Raw genomic sequence first — 15,311 nt, forward strand, 5'->3', positions numbered from 1 at the left:
GTCGGGGCTAAATCGCGCCAGCGCTGGCTGTTTTACGCGTATGACAGGCTCCGGAAGACGGTTGTTGCGCACGTATTCGGTGAACGCACTATGGCGACGCTGGGGCGTCTTATGAGCCTGCTGTCACCCTTTGACGTGGTGATATGGATGACGGATGGCTGGCCGCTGTATGAATCCCGCCTGAAGGGAAAGCTGCACGTAATCAGCAAGCGATATACGCAGCGAATTGAGCGGCATAACCTGAATCTGAGGCAGCACCTGGCACGGCTGGGACGGAAGTCGCTGTCGTTCTCAAAATCGGTGGAGCTGCATGACAAAGTCATCGGGCATTATCTGAACATAAAACACTATCAATAAGTTGGAGTCATTACCCGTTCTCTGGATGATATTTCCTCCAGCTGCATTGTTTTACTGGATATGATGGAGGCAGATAAAAAACTGATCCATTACTGGCAAGATAATTTGAGCAGAAAAAACAACAATATAAAGACGTTATTGTTGAATACCCCTGATGACTACCCTTATCGGGATATCGAAAACTGGCCACATATCAATGGCGTGTTTTACGCAACTGAAGACGAACAGCGTGTTGTTAGCGGCTTGCAGGGTGTCTTACGCGGTGAATGTTACTTCACGCAAAAGCTTGCCAGTTATCTGATCACGCATTCTGGAAATTATCGTTATAACAGCACGGAATCAGCGCTGCTGACACACCGTGAAAAAGAGATACTTAATAAATTGCGTATCGGCGCCTCAAATATTGAAATCGCTCGCTCACTATTTATCAGTGAAAATACGGTAAAAACACATCTTTATAATCTTTTCAAAAAGATAGCTGTCAAAAATCGTACGCAGGCGGTCTCATGGGCCAATGATAACCTCAGGCGATAAAGCCATGAAACGCTATTTGACCTGGATTGTGGCAGCAAATTTATTCTTTGCTGCCGGGAATTTGCACGCGGCTACAAGCGTAGAAGTGGAGGTTCCCGGACTGTTAACTGACCACACTGTCTCTTCAATCGGGCATGATTTTTATCGTGCATTTAGTGACAAGTGGGAAAGTGAGTACACAGGAAATTTAACTATCAATGAAAGACCCAGTGCGCGTTGGGGAAGTTGGATCACCATAACGGTCAATCAGGACGTTATCTTCCAGACTTTTTTATTCCCCACGAAAAGAGACTTCGACAAAATTGTCGTCTTCGCATTGGCACAAACTGAGGAAGCATTAAATCGCCGGCAAATAGATCAAACACTATTAAGCACGAGCGATTTAGCGCGCGATGAATTCTAAAACATGATTTTGTCCGGAGGCTTTCATGCGTGTCAAACATGCAGTGGTTTTGCTCATGCTAATTTCACCATTAAGTTGGGCCGGAAACATGACGTTCCAGTTCCGAAATCCAAACTTTGGTGGCAACCCGAATAACGGCGCTTTTTTGTTGAACAGCGCTCAGGCGCAGAACTCCTATAAAGATCCGAGCTATAGCGATTACGGAATTGAAACACCGTCAGCGCTGGATAACTTTACTCAGGCGATTCAGTCACAAATTCTCGGCGGCCTGCTCACCAACATTAATACCGGTAAGCCGGGAAGAATGGTGACCAATGATTTTATCATTGATATCGCTAACCGGGACGGGCAGCTGCAATTGAATGTTACCGACAGGAAATCGGGAAAAACATCAACGATCGAAGTGTCGGGTTTACAAACACAGTCAACCGATTTCTAAGCCATAGCCACGAAAGGAAAAAATCATGCAGCGCTTACTTATAATGGTTGCAGTATTTTTACTCAGCGGATGCTTAACGTCCCCACCGCAAGAAGCCGCTAAACCGACATTAATGCCTCGCGCCCAAAGTTACAAAGACTTGACGCATCTCCCGATGCCTACGGGTAAAATCTTTGTATCGGTTTACAATATCCAGGATGAAACTGGTCAGTTTAAACCTTATCCGGCAAGTAACTTCTCCACTGCCGTACCGCAAAGTGCCACGGCAATGCTGGTTACCGCACTGAAAGATTCGCGTTGGTTCGTCCCGCTGGAGCGTCAGGGATTACAGAACTTACTGAACGAACGAAAAATCATCCGTGCGGCACAGGAAAACGGCACGGTTGCCATTAACAACCGAATTCCGCTGCAATCATTAACCGCAGCTAACGTGATGGTGGAAGGTTCAATCATCGGCTATGAAAGCAACGTTAAATCAGGTGGTGTCGGCGCGCGTTATTTCGGTATTGGTGCCGATACGCAATATCAACTCGACCAGATAGCGGTAAACCTGCGCGTAGTTAACGTCAGTACCGGTGAGATCCTTTCTTCGGTCAATACCAGTAAAACCATCCTGTCTTATGAAGTGCAGGCAGGGGTATTCCGTTTCATTGACTACCAACGGCTTCTGGAAGGGGAAATTGGTTATACCTCTAACGAACCGGTCATGCTTTGCCTGATGTCAGCCATTGAAACTGGCGTTATCTTCCTGATAAATGACGGTATCGATCGCGGCTTGTGGGATTTGCAGGATAAGAAACAAGTTGATAACGACATTCTGGTCAAATACCGCCATATGTCGGTACCTCCAGAGTCCTGATACTAAAGAGAGAATAAAAAGCGTGAGGAAGCCCTCACGCTTTTTTTATTTACTGGTCAGCGTGGATGAAGCCGGGTTTTCGCGACGTGATGCCAGCCACAATCCGCTGTTTTTCATCGCATAGCCGAATACCAGACCTAGCGCCAGAGACGGCACAACCAGTTGCCAATCCCCTTGCCCTGCAAACGTTGCGCATGCGCCAATAAACGTGCCTGGCACAAATGAAAGCAGCCATTGCTTTGCCTGTATACACATCATAAATGCGACAATTCCCGTCATGACATAGCCAAGGATGTCCATATGTGGGGCAAGTGCACTACCATTAATAATCACCAACGCCCACACCACACCGCTTAGCAGCGTACACGCCGAGATCCACAGCCCTTTCAGTCCACCTTGTGGGCAGGCAAAATAGGCTGTACAGCCCAGGAAGCCAGCCCAACTGAGTAAACCAAGAGAAACGGCCACCCATCCCCAGAGTCCGGAGAGAATGCCCGTTGTGATTGCAATAGAGAGAAGTATGTTCATGCCGCGCATCTTAGCAGAAAAACGGCATGGTAATGAGATCGTGCACACAATTCATGCAAGATGATGAATTGCGTTGCAGTATATAGTGACTTAAATCACATTTATTCGTCTGTATCTTCCTGTAATTCATCCCACATTGCACTAATTGCATCGCGCGTCAGTGGCGCCATAGTTCGCCAGAAAGCGGTATTCGCATGCGCCTCAACTTTACCAAGGAACGTGTCGCACCAGGGAAGCAGGTAGTCAACAAACAAGGTTTCCAGTGCTTCACTCTCATCTTCTGCGGACTGGTCTTCAAGCCAGGATGCCGCCAGCAACAAGGTACCAATATGATCGGCTGGTGTATCCGCCAGCGGCATTCCACGCGCAGACAGGAATGCACGAACATCCGCTTCCTTCGCCCCTTCTACCCAGGCGCTACGATAAGGCGGCACTGAACACTCTTTCCCGACAAACAGCGCGTTGTAATCTGCAGCAAGCTGGGGCATATCACAGCTTTTCTGCAAACGGGCCAACAGCTCATCCTGTTCCAGTGGCCAGTTAGCAGACAGTTTACCTTCGCTAATCAAGGTAAACAGGGGAACCAGTAAAGGGTCCTGCGGTTGGCGGTAAAACAGCGAGCCCAGTACACGGCACAGGATAGAAAACTCGTTCATTGATATATTCCAGTTAGTAACAATTAAAGTTCAGCAAATTCCGCGATAGGCTCTATGCCCCGCGATTCCAGAAACGACAGCAAGCGTTTTGGTGAAACGTTCAGAATTCGGTCTTCCGGGAAGCCCACATCATCCAGAATCTTACGGCATTCACCGAACTCTCCCAACGTGAATGCGGTATGGGAATCTGAACCCAGGGCCACCCAGCCACCTGCATCACGTACTGCCGCAGCCACAGCTCGACAGTTATCTTCACTGCCCTTACGCGAATGCAAAAACGAGGAATTATTGATTTCCAGCGCGACCTGATATTTTGCCGCCGCCTGTGCAATTGCGGTGATATCGACGGGATATTTGGGATTTCCTGGATGGCTGATAATATGCACATTGCCGCTCGCCATCGTGGCGATCATCGCCTGGGTATTCGTGTCTTTATCGTGAGGTGCAAAAACCGGCTCATGGAAGCCTGCAATAATCAGATCGAGTGAGTCAAACATCGGCCCTGAGCAGTCAATTTCACCTTCTATATTCTTAATATTCGCCTCAATGCCGCGCAGGATCCCTACGCCATCTACAACACGCGGCCAAATACGCATGTTAATAAAGTGCCAGTGATGAGGCGCATCCGCCATGTCCGGTCCATGATCGGTAATGGCAAACAGCTTGATGCCTTTGCGATGAGCTTCAGCGATGTAATCACTTAAGGTGCTGTAGGCATGGGTGCTGGCAACGGTATGCATATGCAGGTCAACGGGATACATAACTCTCTCCTGTAGTCGTTTTCCGTCAAGGATAGCAGGTATCGCCGCCATTAATACCCTAAATAATTCGGGTTGTATTTAGTCGAAACCCGGCGCTGGCCGGGTTGACATTGATATCAGTAACCCCGAACGCGATCGACCTGACCGGTAACCGCTTTTCCACTTTCCAGGCTCAGGATTGTACGAGAAATATAATCCACCGCTTCCGCTGGGCGCGTTACCGCAGCAATGTGCGGCGTCATCGCCACACGCGGGTGTTTCCACAATGGGTTGTCTTCTGGTAGCGGTTCTCGGCTATAGACATCCAGCATCGCACCTTTCAGTTTTCCGCTATCCAACGATGCCAGAAGATCGTCTTCATTGAGATGAACACCACGCGCCAGGTTCAGCACATAGGCTCCATCCTGTAATTGATTCAACAGTCCGGCATTAATAATGCCTACCGTTTCTGCCGTATTGGGCAGAAGATTAACCAGCACACGCGTCTGGCTTAAAAATGCACTCAATTCTTCGGTGCCCGCAAAACTTTCCACACCAGGCCAGGATTTACGGGTACGGCTCCAACAACGCAGTGGGAACCCCCATGCCTGCAGGCTCTCTGCCACTTTAGCCCCTAATACACCAGCTCCCATGATGCCGATGGTAAATTCATCACGGGTGTACTCTTGCAACGGCTGCCACTTCGCCTGGGATTTTAATGCCTGATAGTCATCAAAGCGGCGGAACCAGTGCAACACCTGACTCACCGCATACTCCTGCATTTGCAGACCCATACCGGTATCTTCCAGACGGAAAAGTGGAATCGAGGTATCCAGCATCTCCGGGTGTGCTTTAAGCTTACTGAGGATGGAGTCCACTCCGGCTCCCAATGCAAAGACAGCTTTTAACTTTCGCCCTGCCAGCATTTCAACCGGAGGATGCCAGACCAGCGCATAGTCGGCATGGGCATTATCACCCGCTTTCCACTCGCGAACGTTAGCGCCAGGGATGGCTTTCGTCAGCGCCTTTACCCACCAGGCCGTATCAAATGTAGGGTGATAGAAAATTATTTCCATATTGTCTCCTGAACATTGTTATGCGGAACATTCTCGCACTTATTATCATCATTTTCCGAGGGAACATCAGATTAGCAAATTTCAGAGTGCTGGCAAAAAAAACAATTCCCGCTCATTTAAGCCCCATGTTGCTTGAAGTTTGTGTAAATGCACGTTTTTTTGAAAAAGTAGATTGACGCCGGGGCGGTATTTCCCCTACATTAGCGCCCGTTCCAGCAGTACAGGAACAACAATATGGTGAGGTGTCCGAGTGGCTGAAGGAGCACGCCTGGAAAGTGTGTATACGGCAACGTATCCGGGGTTCGAATCCCCGCCTCACCGCCATATTTAAAGAAGAGCTCGTACGCAAGTACGGGCTTTTTTTTCGCATGTTGCACAGTCTGGCGGGGATGAGAAGCCCGGACCGGAGTACGGGCTTTTTTTTCGCCTCTGTCCCATACAGACTATCAACCGCCCTCAGAACCCGTCGATGGATCTTCGCTTTCAGTCAGTTCCTACGCCATATATGCATTCCTGACATACACTAGTTAAAACGATAAAAGTGAGGCAACAGGATGATAGCATTCCCGGCCAGCTTACTGATCCTGAATGGAAAAAGTGCTGATAACCTTCCCCTGCGTGACGCTATTGCTCAACTGCGCAATGAGAGTGTCGAAATCCATGTTCGCGTGACCTGGGAAAAAGGCGATGCACAACGTTACGTTGATGAAGCGCTCCGGTTGGGCGTAGCAACGGTGATTGCCGGCGGTGGTGACGGTACCATCAACGAAGTATCCACTGCGCTGATCCACTGTCAGGGGGAGAATGTTCCGGCGCTCGGGATTTTGCCATTGGGAACGGCAAATGATTTTGCTACCAGCGTTGGCATTCCTGAAGCGCTGGACAAGGCATTAAAGCTGGCCATTGCCGGGAATTCGGTAGAGATTGATATGGCGCAGGTCAACGATAAAACCTGCTTTATCAATATGGCGACCGGAGGGTTCGGTACTCGGATCACTACCGAAACACCGGAGAAACTCAAAGCCGCCCTTGGCGGTGTGTCGTACTTTATTCACGGGTTAATGCGCATGGATACGCTGAAGCCAGACAGTTGCGAAATTCGCGGCGAAAACTTTCACTGGCAGGGGGACGCGCTGGTGATTGGTATTGGCAATGGGCGTCAGGCCGGTGGTGGACAGCAACTTTGCCCGACAGCGCTCATTAATGACGGCCTGCTGCAACTGCGAATCTTTACCGGTGAGGAGCTGATTCCGGCACTGCTATCGGCGATAACTCAGTCCGAAGACAATCCGAATATCATTGATGGCACATCATCATGGTTTGATATCCGTGCGCCACATGAAATTACCTTCAATCTGGATGGAGAACCGCTCAGCGGGCAAGAGTTTCATGTTGAAATCCTGCCTGCAGCCCTGCGCTGCAGGCTACCGCCGGGTTGCCCATTATTGCGCTAATCCGACGGCACTCTACTGACATCAGGCAATCGTGACTTTGTTATCCAGATAAACATCCTGGACGGCATTAATCAGCTTCACGCCGTCAGCCATGGTTTTCTTGAACGCTTTACGTCCAAGAATTAACCCCATGCCACCGGCACGCTTGTTAATCACCGCGGTACGTACCGCATCGCTGAGATCGGTTTCTCCGCCGGCCGCACCACCGGAGTTAATGAGTCCGGCGCGTCCCATATAGCAGTTCGCCAGTTGATAACGCACCAGGTCAATCGGGTTATCACTGGTCAGCTTGCTATAGACACGATCGTCGGTATAGCCGAAGTTAACCGCTTTATACCCGCCGTTATTCTCCGCCATTTTCTGTTTAACGATATCCGCGCCGATAGTTGCCGCCAGATGGTTTGCCTGCCCGGTCAAATCAGCCGAAACATGATAATCCACACCGTCTTTCTTAAACGCAGAGTTGCGCAAATAGGCCCACAGTACCGTCACCATGCCCAGCTCATGGGCGCGCTCAAAGGCTGCAGAGATCTCTTCAATCTGGCGGCGCGACTCCTCTGAACCAAAATAAATGGTTGCCCCCACCGCGACCGCGCCCATATTGAACGCTTGCTCCACGCTGGCATACAGCGTCTGGTCAAAGGTATTCGGGTAGCTAAGCGTTTCGTTATGGTTAATTTTCACCAGGAATGGAATGCGATGCGCATAACGGCGGGAAACAGACGCCAGCACGCCATAGGTTGACGCGACGCAGTTGCAGCCTGCTTCAATCGCCAGCTCAACAATATTTTTCGGATCAAAATACAGCGGGTTTGCGGCAAACGATGCCCCAGCAGAATGTTCCACACCCTGGTCTACAGGCAGAATCGACAAATAACCGGTCCCGGCGAGCCGTCCGGTGTTGTACAGCGTCTGCATATTACGCAGCACGGCGGGGGGACGGTTATTGTCAACCATCACGCGGTCGACGTAATCATGTCCTGGCAGGTAAAGTTGGTCAGAAGGAATGGTCATACAACGATGCTGTAAAAGGTTGTCGGCATCTTTGCCAAGCAACTGCGCAATATCAGTCATAGCTATGCTCCCGTAAGTTCCGATTTGATCTCGGAAGTGGATTGTCCTGACCCGCCTGATGGCGGGCAGCAATAAGCCTGGTACTGACTGCGCATTTTTTCCATCTTTAGCGCACTTTTCAGCGATTTCCGCTGGCTCGATTCAGGCATCAAAAAATGATACAACGGTCAAATTTAGACCACAAAGGTATTTAAAAGGTATTGTTGAGTGGTACTATCCAGACGTACCTTACCTGTCATGAAGGATTTAAAGATGAAAACTACAGTTAAGCTGTCGTTCATGATGTTTGTGGAGTGGTTTATCTGGGGCGCCTGGTTTGTGCCGCTTTGGCTCTGGCTGAGTAAAAGCGGCTTTACTGCTGGTGAAATTGGCTGGTCTTATGCCTGTACCGCCATTGCCGCGATCCTCTCACCGATCTTCGTCGGTTCGATCACTGACCGCTTTTTCTCTGCGCAAAAAGTACTGGCAGTGCTGATGTTTGTCGGCGCGATTTTGATGTATTTTGCAGCGCAGCAGACGACGTTCGGCGGATTCTTTCCGCTATTGCTGGCGTATTCACTCACCTATATGCCGACGATTGCACTAACCAACAGTATCGCCTTCGCCAACGTCCCGGATGTCGAACGTGATTTTCCGCGCATTCGCGTAATGGGCACGATCGGCTGGATTGCTTCCGGCCTGGCTTGCGGGTTCTTACCGCAAATGCTCGGCTATAACGACATTTCACCGACCAACATTCCGCTGCTCATTACGGCCGCGAGTTCCGCGTTACTGGGTATCTTCGCTTTCTTTTTACCGGATACGCCACCGAAAAGTACCGGCAAGATGGATTTCAAAGTCATGCTGGGTCTGGATGCGCTGATCCTGCTGCGTGATAAGAACTTCCTGGTCTTTTTCTTCTGCTCTTTTCTGTTTGCCATGCCGCTGGCGTTTTACTACATCTTCGCCAACGGCTACCTGACAGAAGTTGGGATGAAAAATGCGACCGGCTGGATGACGCTGGGCCAGTTCTCTGAAATTTTCTTCATGCTGGCACTGCCGTTCTTCACCAAACGCTTTGGCATTAAAAAGGTACTGTTGCTTGGTCTTATCACTGCCGCGATCCGCTACGGATTTTTTGTTTACGGCGGCGCGGAAGAATATTTCACCTACGCCCTGCTATTTCTCGGCATTCTGCTACATGGCGTTAGCTACGACTTCTACTACGTTACGGCCTACATCTATGTCGATAAAAAAGCGCCAGTGCACATGCGTACCGCTGCGCAGGGGTTAATCACTCTCTGCTGTCAGGGATTCGGCAGCCTGCTCGGCTACCGCCTGGGTGGGGTGATGATGGAAAAAATGTTTGCTTATAAAGAGCCGGTGAATGGCCTCACCTTTAACTGGGCTGGCATGTGGGGATTTGGCGCGATCATGATCGCCGTTATCGCCGTGCTGTTTATGATTTTCTTTCGCGAGTCAGACAAAGAAATCACCGCCATTAAGGTGGACGACCGCGATATCGTATTGCAACAAGGGGAAATTAAATGAAAGCAGAACGTATTCTCGGTGCTCTTTATGGGCAGGCGTTAGGGGATGCGATGGGTATGCCGTCGGAACTGTGGCCACGAACCCGGGTAAAAGCTCACTTCGGTTGGATCGACCGTTTTTTGCCCGGTCCGGCGGAGAATAATGCCGCCTGCTATTTCAGCCAGGCGGAGTTCACTGATGACACCTCCATGGCGCTGTGTCTGGCAGATGCCCTGCTTGAGTGCGACGGAGAAATTGTACCCGACGTCATTGGTCGCAATATTCTGGCCTGGGCAGAGCGCTTTGATGCCTTCAATAAAAACGTGCTCGGCCCGACCTCAAAAATTGCCCTAAACGCCATTCGCGACGGCAAACCCGTCGCCGAACTGGAAAACAACGGTGTCACCAATGGGGCGGCTATGCGCGTGTCGCCGTTGGGATGTCTGCTGCCCGCGCGCGATCTCGATGCCTTTATCGACGACGTAGCATTAGCTTCCAGTCCAACGCATAAATCGGATCTGGCTATTGCTGGCGCAGTTGTGGTCGCGTGGGCGGTATCACGCGCCATTGATGGCGGTAAATGGTCGGAGATTATCGACGCACTGCCCGCCATTGCCCGGCATGCCCAGCAAAAGCGGATCACCACCTTCAGCGCGTCTCTCTGTGCACGCCTTGAACTGGCGCTGAAAATCGTCCGTAATGCCGACGGCTTTGAGTCTGCCAGTGAGCAGCTGTATCAGGTGGTGGGGGCTGGAACCAGTACGATTGAATCCGTACCTTGCGCCATCGCGATGGTCGAACTGGCGCAGACCGATCCCAACCGCTGCGCCATTCTGTGCGCGAACCTCGGCGGCGATACCGACACCATCGGGGCGATGGCAACCGCCATTTGTGGCGCGCTGCACGGCGTCGGCGCGATTGACCCGGCATTGAAACATGAGCTTGATGCGGTAAATCAGCTGGACTTTATCCGCTACGCCAGTGGATTAATGCAGCTGCGTGAGCATCGGGAGGCGCGATGAACACCACGCGCCTACAACACCTTCTCCCACAGTTACATACACAGCGGCCTGTCACGGTAGTCGGCGCGGCGGTTATTGATGTGATTGCCGATGCGTATGCCCTTCCCTGGCGCGGCTGTGATATTGAGCTTAAGCAGCAAGGGGTGAACGTTGGCGGCTGCGCGCTCAATATTGCCGTGGCGCTTAAACGTTTAGGTATCGAGGCCAGCAATGCGTTACCGCTGGGTCAGGGCGTGTGGGCCGATATTATCCGCAACCGTATGGTGAAAGAAGGATTGCACAGCCTGATCGATAATGCCGAAGGCGATAACGGCTGGTGTCTGGCATTGGTAGAGCCAGACGGTGAACGCACATTTATGTCCTTTAGCGGCGTTGAGAATCAGTGGAATGCCGCCTGGCTGGCACAGCTGGATATCCCGCGTCATAGCCTGGTGTATCTCTCGGGTTATCAGCTAGCATCCCCGTGCGGTGAATTGCTGGTGCAGTGGCTGGAAGGTCTGGAAGAGGTGACGCCGTTTATCGATTTTGGCCCGCGCATCGGCGACATTCCCGAGCCCTTACTGGTACGAATTATGGCCTGCCGTCCGCTGGTGTCACTTAATCGTCAGGAGGCGGAAATTGCTGCCGAGCGATTTGCATTGAGTCAGGATGTGGAAGGTTTTGGCGCAGAATGGGTGCAGCGTTTCACCGCACCGGTGGTCGTGCGTCACGATAAAGACGGCGCATGGTATTTCAGCGCACAGACATCTGGCTGCGTACCGGCATTTGCAACGGCGGTCGTTCACACCATTGGCGCAGGTGACAGCCACGCCGGCGGCATGCTGGCTGGGCTGGCATCAGGCTGGTCGCTGGGCGATGCCGTCCTGCTTGGCAATGCAGTAGCATCCTGGGTGGTGGGTCACCGCGGCGGCGACTGCGCCCCCTCACGCGAGGCGTTACTCCTCGCACACAAAGACGTATAGGTCGCTTCGACAGTAACTGATACTGTATTCAATAGGCCGTTGCTGCTGATCAAGCGCTACCTGCTTGATCACCAGTACCGGCACTTTGCTGTCCATCTGGATATGTGACTGAAACTCGGCGTCCGGCATCCGCGCGCTAACGCGTGAGCGTGTGCGCTGTGGAAAGATATGCTGGCTGCGGAAATAGTCGTACAGGGAAACGCCAATGGCATCCACGTCATGGATAAGATGGGCGGGTACCCATGATTCTTCAATAGACACAGCATCTTCATCAACATAGCGAATGCGCTTGAGCAAGAAGACCTCACTGCCGACAGCAATGGCCAACTGCTGAGCCACCTCTTCCGGGCAGGGCACCACGCGTTTATTCACCCACAGCGTATCCGGCTTTTTACCGCGTAACACTACCTGTTGTGAAAAACCGCGCGCTTCTTTGAGCGAATACTCGAAGATGTTATTGATTTGCGTCCCGTAGCCACGCGCACGCGTCACCACCCCCTCTTCTTCCAGCGCCTGCATCGCTTTGCGCACCGTAATGCGTGAAACTCCGGTCAACTGGCTGAGGTCGCGCTCGCCAGGCAGGATATTGCCATGCTCCAGGATCCCACTGCGCACAGCGTTCTTAACCGTTTGAGCGAATTTCATATACAGCGGCGTGTTGTCCGCCGCTGAAATACGTTCATTCAGTTGCGCGATAAGCTGGGTATGCGCTTGTTCCATTTATCTTTTTCCTGGCAGCCGTTTCTGCAGCCAGTATACCATTTCTGCTCATCACCACCACGCGTGGAAATGATGCACCGGACCAATCCCCTCGCCCACTTCCAGCGTATCCGCCTGCGCCAGCGCCGCAGAGAGCCACAACTTAGCCTCCAGTACCGTATCAGCCCAGTTAACATGGCGTGGACGCAGTGCCGCCAGCGCTGCTGACAACGTGCACCCCGTTCCGTGCGTATTTTTTGTCACCACCCTTGGCGCGGTGAAACGCTGTTCGCCATCGCGGGTAAACAGCCAGTCAGGGCTTTGCTCATCATCAAGATGACCCCCTTTCATTAATACCGCCTCACAGCCCAGCGCCCGCAACGCGCGCCCCTGCTCTAACATTTCCTGCTCCGTTCGGGCATGCGATGCCCCGAGCAACGCCGCCGCCTCCGGCAGATTAGGGGTAATAATCGACACTTGCGGTAACAGACGGGTACGCAGCGTTTCAACCGCAGAGGAAGACAACAGCGGATCGCCGCTTTTTGCCAACATTACCGTATCCAGTACGACGTTTTGTACCCGATGACGCTGTAAACGTTCGGCAACGGCTTCGACAATATCGGTTTCTGCCAGCATGCCGATTTTGGTGGTATCGATGCGCACATCGCTGAACACCGAGTCCAACTGTGCAGCAACAAAGTCAGGTTCAATGCGATACACCGACTGCACCCCGCGCGTATTTTGTGCCACCAACGCGGTAATAACTGAGCAGCCGTATGCGCCAAGCGCCGAGAAGGTTTTTAAATCGGCCTGGATACCCGCGCCACCGCTTGGATCGGTTCCGGCGATCGTTAATGCGTTAATCCGTTTCATGCTTGCTCCTGGGCGTTCAGGTTATAGAGAGCGTCGAGAAATGCCGGAACAAAACTTCCCGGTCCCGTCGATTGTTCAGTGGCGCGTTGTCCGGCTTGCTTCATCCAGCTACAGGCTGAAGCAACATTGTTCAACCTTTCTCCCTCCAGGGCGCAACTGGCTGCGACTACCGCTGACAATGCACAGCCGGTGCCCACTACGCGCGTCATCAACGGGTCACCGCCATTCACGCAGACTGTACGCTGACCATCGGTAACGTAGTCAACTTCGCCGGTCACCACGACAATGGTTCCAACCTGGCGTGCCAGTGTTTGTGCTGTCGGAAGGGCTACCGCTGGCGTATCAGTCGTGTCTACACCGCGCCCCACTCCGTTCATCCCCGCCAGCGCAAGGATTTCTGAGGCGTTACCGCGAATAGCCGCTGGCTGTAGCGCCAGTAAATCCAGACAGAAACGACGACGAAACGCCAGTGCGCCCACGGCAACGGGATCGAGCGTCCAGGGGGTTTTCGCCTGCTGCGCCTGTTCAACGGCGGCACGCATTGCCGTTGCCCGCGCCTGAGTCAGTGTTCCAACATTAATGAGCAGCGCCTGGGCAATAGCAGCAAACTGGCTGGCTTCCTCAGGTTCGATCACCATCGCGGGCGATGCGCCAAGTGCCAGTAACGTATTGGCAGTGAAGCTTTGCACAACCTCGTTGGTCATACAGTGAGTGAGGGGGGAAAGCGTTCTAAATTGGTGTAAGGTGTGGGCCGCAAGTGCGCGGCTGTGCAGGTCAGGCTGCATGGTTCAGCTCCCGCCCGCGTGAAAGAAGGGACACGAGCAGTGTCAGACTTCCCTACGCTGGCATTATCCAGATCAGGTGGTACGGGTATTTCTCAGCCTTCACGCGGAAGGGCACCCCGAGTCGTTGAAACACAAATATGATATTCAGGTTTCAGCAACAGGATACTGTCTGCACGCCATGTTGTAAATTGCAGGCCAACATTGCCTACATATCTGCACTTCATTTACACTTTTTACGAAATAACTGGGGTACACACAAAATAGTGCTTGTCAGATATCCTGTAAGCCAGAAATGATACACGACTGATTTTGATGACCCGAAGAGGTAGAAAGGATGGGTATGAAAAATAAAATGTTGCTGGGCGCACTTCTGCTTGCGAGCAGCGTCGTCTGGGCCGCGCCAGCCGCAACAGCAGCCCCCACCGGTATCGATAAGTATGAGCTGAGCAGCTTTATTGCTGACTTCACCCATTTCAAACCCGGTGACAAGGTTCCACCACTGTATCTCACCGAAGAATACACCATTAAGCAGTGGAATCTGCGCAACCTGCCCGCACCGACGCCAGGCACCCACTGGACCTACATGGGCGGCGCATACGTGCTGGTCAATGATGCCGACGGTAAAATCATTAAAGCCTACGACGGCGAGATTTTTTATCACCGGTAAAAAAACACGCACCCTATATAAAGGGTGCGTCAATTAAATATCACTCGTATTCCGTAACAACTTTAACTCTACTTTGTACTTTACCTGGTCGAATATTTTGTCCATATACAACATATCTCCCATATAGATTTAAGTTAACGCGTTGTTCTTCTGGAGTTACATCTTTAAAATTCAAAAGATCATAGCTGGAACTATTCCCTGCACTAAAATTAATTGCTTGACTTCCATTTAGTGAGATTTCAAACCCAACATCCCCAGCACCTCCATATTCATTTTCATATTCATTCTTGAGGATATTACCTTGAATACTCTCCGACTCAAAATGATACTTAAAAGAATAAGAGGACAATCCTTTATTGCAAATAAAAGATACGTTACCTGATGTAGGTTCAAGCTTTAGATACCTGGAAGCATTATTATTCAGATCTGATATCGTAACTGCTGGGGCAGTAAGTACACCATCATTAAATCTACAAGTTTTTGTCATTTGCGTGATTTGTGGGATATAAGTTACACGATAATAATGATTCGTATTATCATGCCCGAACAAACATCCTGTTGAAAAGCATTTCTCAGGAATAAAATCTATCTGGATGCCGGTAATGACTCCAACTTATTGATAGTGTTTTATGTTCAGATAATGCCCGATGACTTTGTCATGCAGCTCCACCGAT

General features: G+C 51.3%; 18 protein-coding genes, 1 tRNA gene, 2 pseudogenes and 1 riboswitch. Of the genes and pseudogenes, 11 read left to right on the top strand and 10 right to left on the bottom strand.

What is annotated here, in order from left to right:
* The 5 genes and pseudogenes from OGY19_RS08805 to csgG form a co-directional block, all read left to right on the top strand.
* Window positions 1–357, top strand: a pseudogene (locus OGY19_RS08805) (IS1-like element IS1B family transposase); the annotation flags it as partial.
* 9 nt (window positions 358–366) lie between these two features.
* Window positions 367–891 (top strand): annotated as a pseudogene (gene csgD, locus OGY19_RS08810) (biofilm master transcriptional regulator CsgD); the annotation flags it as partial.
* A 4-nt stretch (window positions 892–895) separates the two neighbouring features.
* Window positions 896–1,294 (top strand): curli production assembly/transport protein CsgE, encoded by a 399-nt coding sequence (gene csgE / locus OGY19_RS08815; protein WP_061068136.1) that lies wholly within the window; start codon window positions 896–898, stop codon window positions 1,292–1,294.
* Between the two features lie 25 nt (window positions 1,295–1,319).
* Window positions 1,320–1,733 carry a curli production assembly/transport protein CsgF gene (gene csgF, locus OGY19_RS08820; RefSeq protein WP_005129126.1) on the top strand — a complete coding sequence of 138 codons (414 nt, stop codon included), beginning with the start codon at window positions 1,320–1,322 and terminating at the stop codon, window positions 1,731–1,733.
* Between the two features lie 25 nt (window positions 1,734–1,758).
* Window positions 1,759–2,592, top strand: a complete 834-nt coding sequence (csgG, locus tag OGY19_RS08825; RefSeq protein WP_048211204.1) for a curli production assembly/transport protein CsgG — start codon at window positions 1,759–1,761, stop codon at window positions 2,590–2,592.
* A gap of 45 nt (window positions 2,593–2,637) precedes the next feature.
* Here csgG and OGY19_RS08830 read toward each other — a convergent pair whose 3' ends face one another.
* From OGY19_RS08830 to ghrA, 4 genes are all read right to left on the bottom strand, one after another.
* Window positions 2,638–3,120 (bottom strand): DUF1097 domain-containing protein, encoded by a 483-nt coding sequence (locus OGY19_RS08830; protein WP_048211203.1) that lies wholly within the window; start codon window positions 3,118–3,120, stop codon window positions 2,638–2,640.
* 101 nt (window positions 3,121–3,221) lie between these two features.
* Window positions 3,222–3,776: a TorD/DmsD family molecular chaperone gene (locus OGY19_RS08835; RefSeq protein WP_005129133.1), complete on the bottom strand. Its 555-nt coding sequence runs from the start codon at window positions 3,774–3,776 to the stop codon at window positions 3,222–3,224.
* 23 nt (window positions 3,777–3,799) lie between these two features.
* On the bottom strand, window positions 3,800–4,537 hold the full coding sequence (locus OGY19_RS08840; RefSeq protein WP_115601797.1) for a phosphatase: 738 nt from the start codon (window positions 4,535–4,537) through the stop codon (window positions 3,800–3,802).
* A gap of 116 nt (window positions 4,538–4,653) precedes the next feature.
* Entirely contained in the window at window positions 4,654–5,592 is a 939-nt protein-coding gene (gene ghrA, locus OGY19_RS08845; RefSeq protein WP_048211200.1) for a glyoxylate/hydroxypyruvate reductase GhrA, read from the bottom strand.
* A 236-nt stretch (window positions 5,593–5,828) separates the two neighbouring features.
* Between ghrA and OGY19_RS08850 the strand changes: the two genes are divergently transcribed.
* Both OGY19_RS08850 and yegS read left to right on the top strand, forming a co-directional pair.
* Window positions 5,829–5,916, top strand: a tRNA-Ser gene (locus OGY19_RS08850).
* A gap of 230 nt (window positions 5,917–6,146) precedes the next feature.
* Window positions 6,147–7,046: a lipid kinase YegS gene (yegS, locus tag OGY19_RS08855; RefSeq protein ID WP_061068138.1), complete on the top strand. Its 900-nt coding sequence runs from the start codon at window positions 6,147–6,149 to the stop codon at window positions 7,044–7,046.
* A 21-nt stretch (window positions 7,047–7,067) separates the two neighbouring features.
* Here the strand turns inward: yegS and fbaB are convergent, their stop codons facing one another.
* The gene (gene fbaB, locus OGY19_RS08860) at window positions 7,068–8,120 is read right to left on the bottom strand and encodes a class I fructose-bisphosphate aldolase (RefSeq protein ID WP_005129139.1); all 1,053 of its coding nucleotides are present in this window, start codon (window positions 8,118–8,120) and stop codon (window positions 7,068–7,070) included.
* Between the two features lie 252 nt (window positions 8,121–8,372).
* Between fbaB and OGY19_RS08865 the strand changes: the two genes are divergently transcribed.
* The 3 genes from OGY19_RS08865 to OGY19_RS08875 are packed head-to-tail and all read left to right on the top strand — an operon-like array spanning window position 8,373 to window position 11,613.
* Complete coding sequence (locus OGY19_RS08865; protein WP_048211198.1) at window positions 8,373–9,650, top strand: nucleoside permease; 1,278 nt, start codon at window positions 8,373–8,375, stop codon at window positions 9,648–9,650.
* A complete protein-coding gene (locus tag OGY19_RS08870) occupies window positions 9,647–10,651 on the top strand; it encodes an ADP-ribosylglycohydrolase family protein (RefSeq protein WP_115601796.1) in 1,005 nt (334 codons plus the stop codon). Before OGY19_RS08865 ends, OGY19_RS08870 begins: the two co-directional genes overlap by 4 nt.
* The gene (locus OGY19_RS08875; protein ID WP_286596354.1) at window positions 10,648–11,613 is read left to right on the top strand and encodes a PfkB family carbohydrate kinase; all 966 of its coding nucleotides are present in this window, start codon (window positions 10,648–10,650) and stop codon (window positions 11,611–11,613) included. Before OGY19_RS08870 ends, OGY19_RS08875 begins: the two co-directional genes overlap by 4 nt.
* Here OGY19_RS08875 and OGY19_RS08880 read toward each other — a convergent pair.
* From OGY19_RS08880 to thiM, 3 genes are read right to left on the bottom strand one after another with little or no spacing between them, the layout of a single operon-like run.
* Entirely contained in the window at window positions 11,587–12,333 is a 747-nt protein-coding gene (locus OGY19_RS08880; RefSeq protein ID WP_005129153.1) for a GntR family transcriptional regulator, read from the bottom strand. The two genes, OGY19_RS08875 and OGY19_RS08880, sit on opposite strands and share 27 nt — an antisense overlap.
* Before the next feature lie 51 nt (window positions 12,334–12,384).
* Window positions 12,385–13,185, bottom strand: a complete 801-nt coding sequence (gene thiD / locus OGY19_RS08885) for a bifunctional hydroxymethylpyrimidine kinase/phosphomethylpyrimidine kinase (RefSeq protein WP_115601794.1) — start codon at window positions 13,183–13,185, stop codon at window positions 12,385–12,387.
* A complete protein-coding gene (thiM, locus tag OGY19_RS08890; RefSeq protein ID WP_115601793.1) occupies window positions 13,182–13,970 on the bottom strand; it encodes a hydroxyethylthiazole kinase in 789 nt (262 codons plus the stop codon). The genes thiD and thiM overlap by 4 nt, the downstream gene beginning before the upstream one ends.
* A 32-nt stretch (window positions 13,971–14,002) precedes the next feature.
* Window positions 14,003–14,099, bottom strand: a riboswitch (TPP riboswitch).
* 205 nt (window positions 14,100–14,304) lie between these two features.
* Here thiM and OGY19_RS08895 point away from each other — a divergent pair.
* Complete coding sequence (locus OGY19_RS08895; protein ID WP_086523387.1) at window positions 14,305–14,637, top strand: RcnB family protein; 333 nt, start codon at window positions 14,305–14,307, stop codon at window positions 14,635–14,637.
* 40 nt (window positions 14,638–14,677) lie between these two features.
* On the opposite strand, the gene OGY19_RS08900 is transcribed toward OGY19_RS08895, so the two are convergent.
* Both OGY19_RS08900 and OGY19_RS24435 read right to left on the bottom strand, forming a co-directional pair.
* Window positions 14,678–15,124, bottom strand: a complete 447-nt coding sequence (locus OGY19_RS08900; protein ID WP_126320159.1) for a fimbrial protein — start codon at window positions 15,122–15,124, stop codon at window positions 14,678–14,680.
* Between the two features lie 126 nt (window positions 15,125–15,250).
* Window positions 15,251–15,311 (bottom strand): IS1 family transposase (locus tag OGY19_RS24435; RefSeq protein ID WP_071528444.1); only part of this gene is annotated, 61 nt, incomplete at its 5' end.

The sequence above is a fragment of the Citrobacter sp. Cy070 genome, assembly GCF_030332245.1.
GTDB lineage: Bacteria > Pseudomonadota > Gammaproteobacteria > Enterobacterales > Enterobacteriaceae > Citrobacter > Citrobacter youngae.

Bases quoted from the DNA above. Each gene is read 5' to 3' on its own strand.
- csgG (WP_048211204.1), top strand. From the start codon at position 1,759: ATGCAGCGCTTACTTATAATGGTTGCAGTATTTTTACTCAGCGGATGC.
- thiM (WP_115601793.1), bottom strand. From the start codon at position 13,970: ATGCAGCCTGACCTGCACAGCCGCGCACTTGCGGCCCACACCTTACAC.
- OGY19_RS08880 (WP_005129153.1), bottom strand. From the start codon at position 12,333: ATGGAACAAGCGCATACCCAGCTTATCGCGCAACTGAATGAACGTATT.
- OGY19_RS08900 (WP_126320159.1), bottom strand. From the start codon at position 15,124: ATGACAAAAACTTGTAGATTTAATGATGGTGTACTTACTGCCCCAGCA.
- fbaB (WP_005129139.1), bottom strand. From the start codon at position 8,120: ATGACTGATATTGCGCAGTTGCTTGGCAAAGATGCCGACAACCTTTTA.
- OGY19_RS08875 (WP_286596354.1), top strand. From the start codon at position 10,648: ATGAACACCACGCGCCTACAACACCTTCTCCCACAGTTACATACACAG.
- csgF (WP_005129126.1), top strand. From the start codon at position 1,320: ATGCGTGTCAAACATGCAGTGGTTTTGCTCATGCTAATTTCACCATTA.
- csgE (WP_061068136.1), top strand. From the start codon at position 896: ATGAAACGCTATTTGACCTGGATTGTGGCAGCAAATTTATTCTTTGCT.
- OGY19_RS08895 (WP_086523387.1), top strand. From the start codon at position 14,305: ATGGGTATGAAAAATAAAATGTTGCTGGGCGCACTTCTGCTTGCGAGC.
- OGY19_RS08830 (WP_048211203.1), bottom strand. From the start codon at position 3,120: ATGAACATACTTCTCTCTATTGCAATCACAACGGGCATTCTCTCCGGA.
- OGY19_RS08865 (WP_048211198.1), top strand. From the start codon at position 8,373: ATGAAAACTACAGTTAAGCTGTCGTTCATGATGTTTGTGGAGTGGTTT.
- OGY19_RS08870 (WP_115601796.1), top strand. From the start codon at position 9,647: ATGAAAGCAGAACGTATTCTCGGTGCTCTTTATGGGCAGGCGTTAGGG.
- OGY19_RS08840 (WP_115601797.1), bottom strand. From the start codon at position 4,537: ATGTATCCCGTTGACCTGCATATGCATACCGTTGCCAGCACCCATGCC.
- ghrA (WP_048211200.1), bottom strand. From the start codon at position 5,592: ATGGAAATAATTTTCTATCACCCTACATTTGATACGGCCTGGTGGGTA.
- thiD (WP_115601794.1), bottom strand. From the start codon at position 13,185: ATGAAACGGATTAACGCATTAACGATCGCCGGAACCGATCCAAGCGGT.
- yegS (WP_061068138.1), top strand. From the start codon at position 6,147: ATGATAGCATTCCCGGCCAGCTTACTGATCCTGAATGGAAAAAGTGCT.
- OGY19_RS08835 (WP_005129133.1), bottom strand. From the start codon at position 3,776: ATGAACGAGTTTTCTATCCTGTGCCGTGTACTGGGCTCGCTGTTTTAC.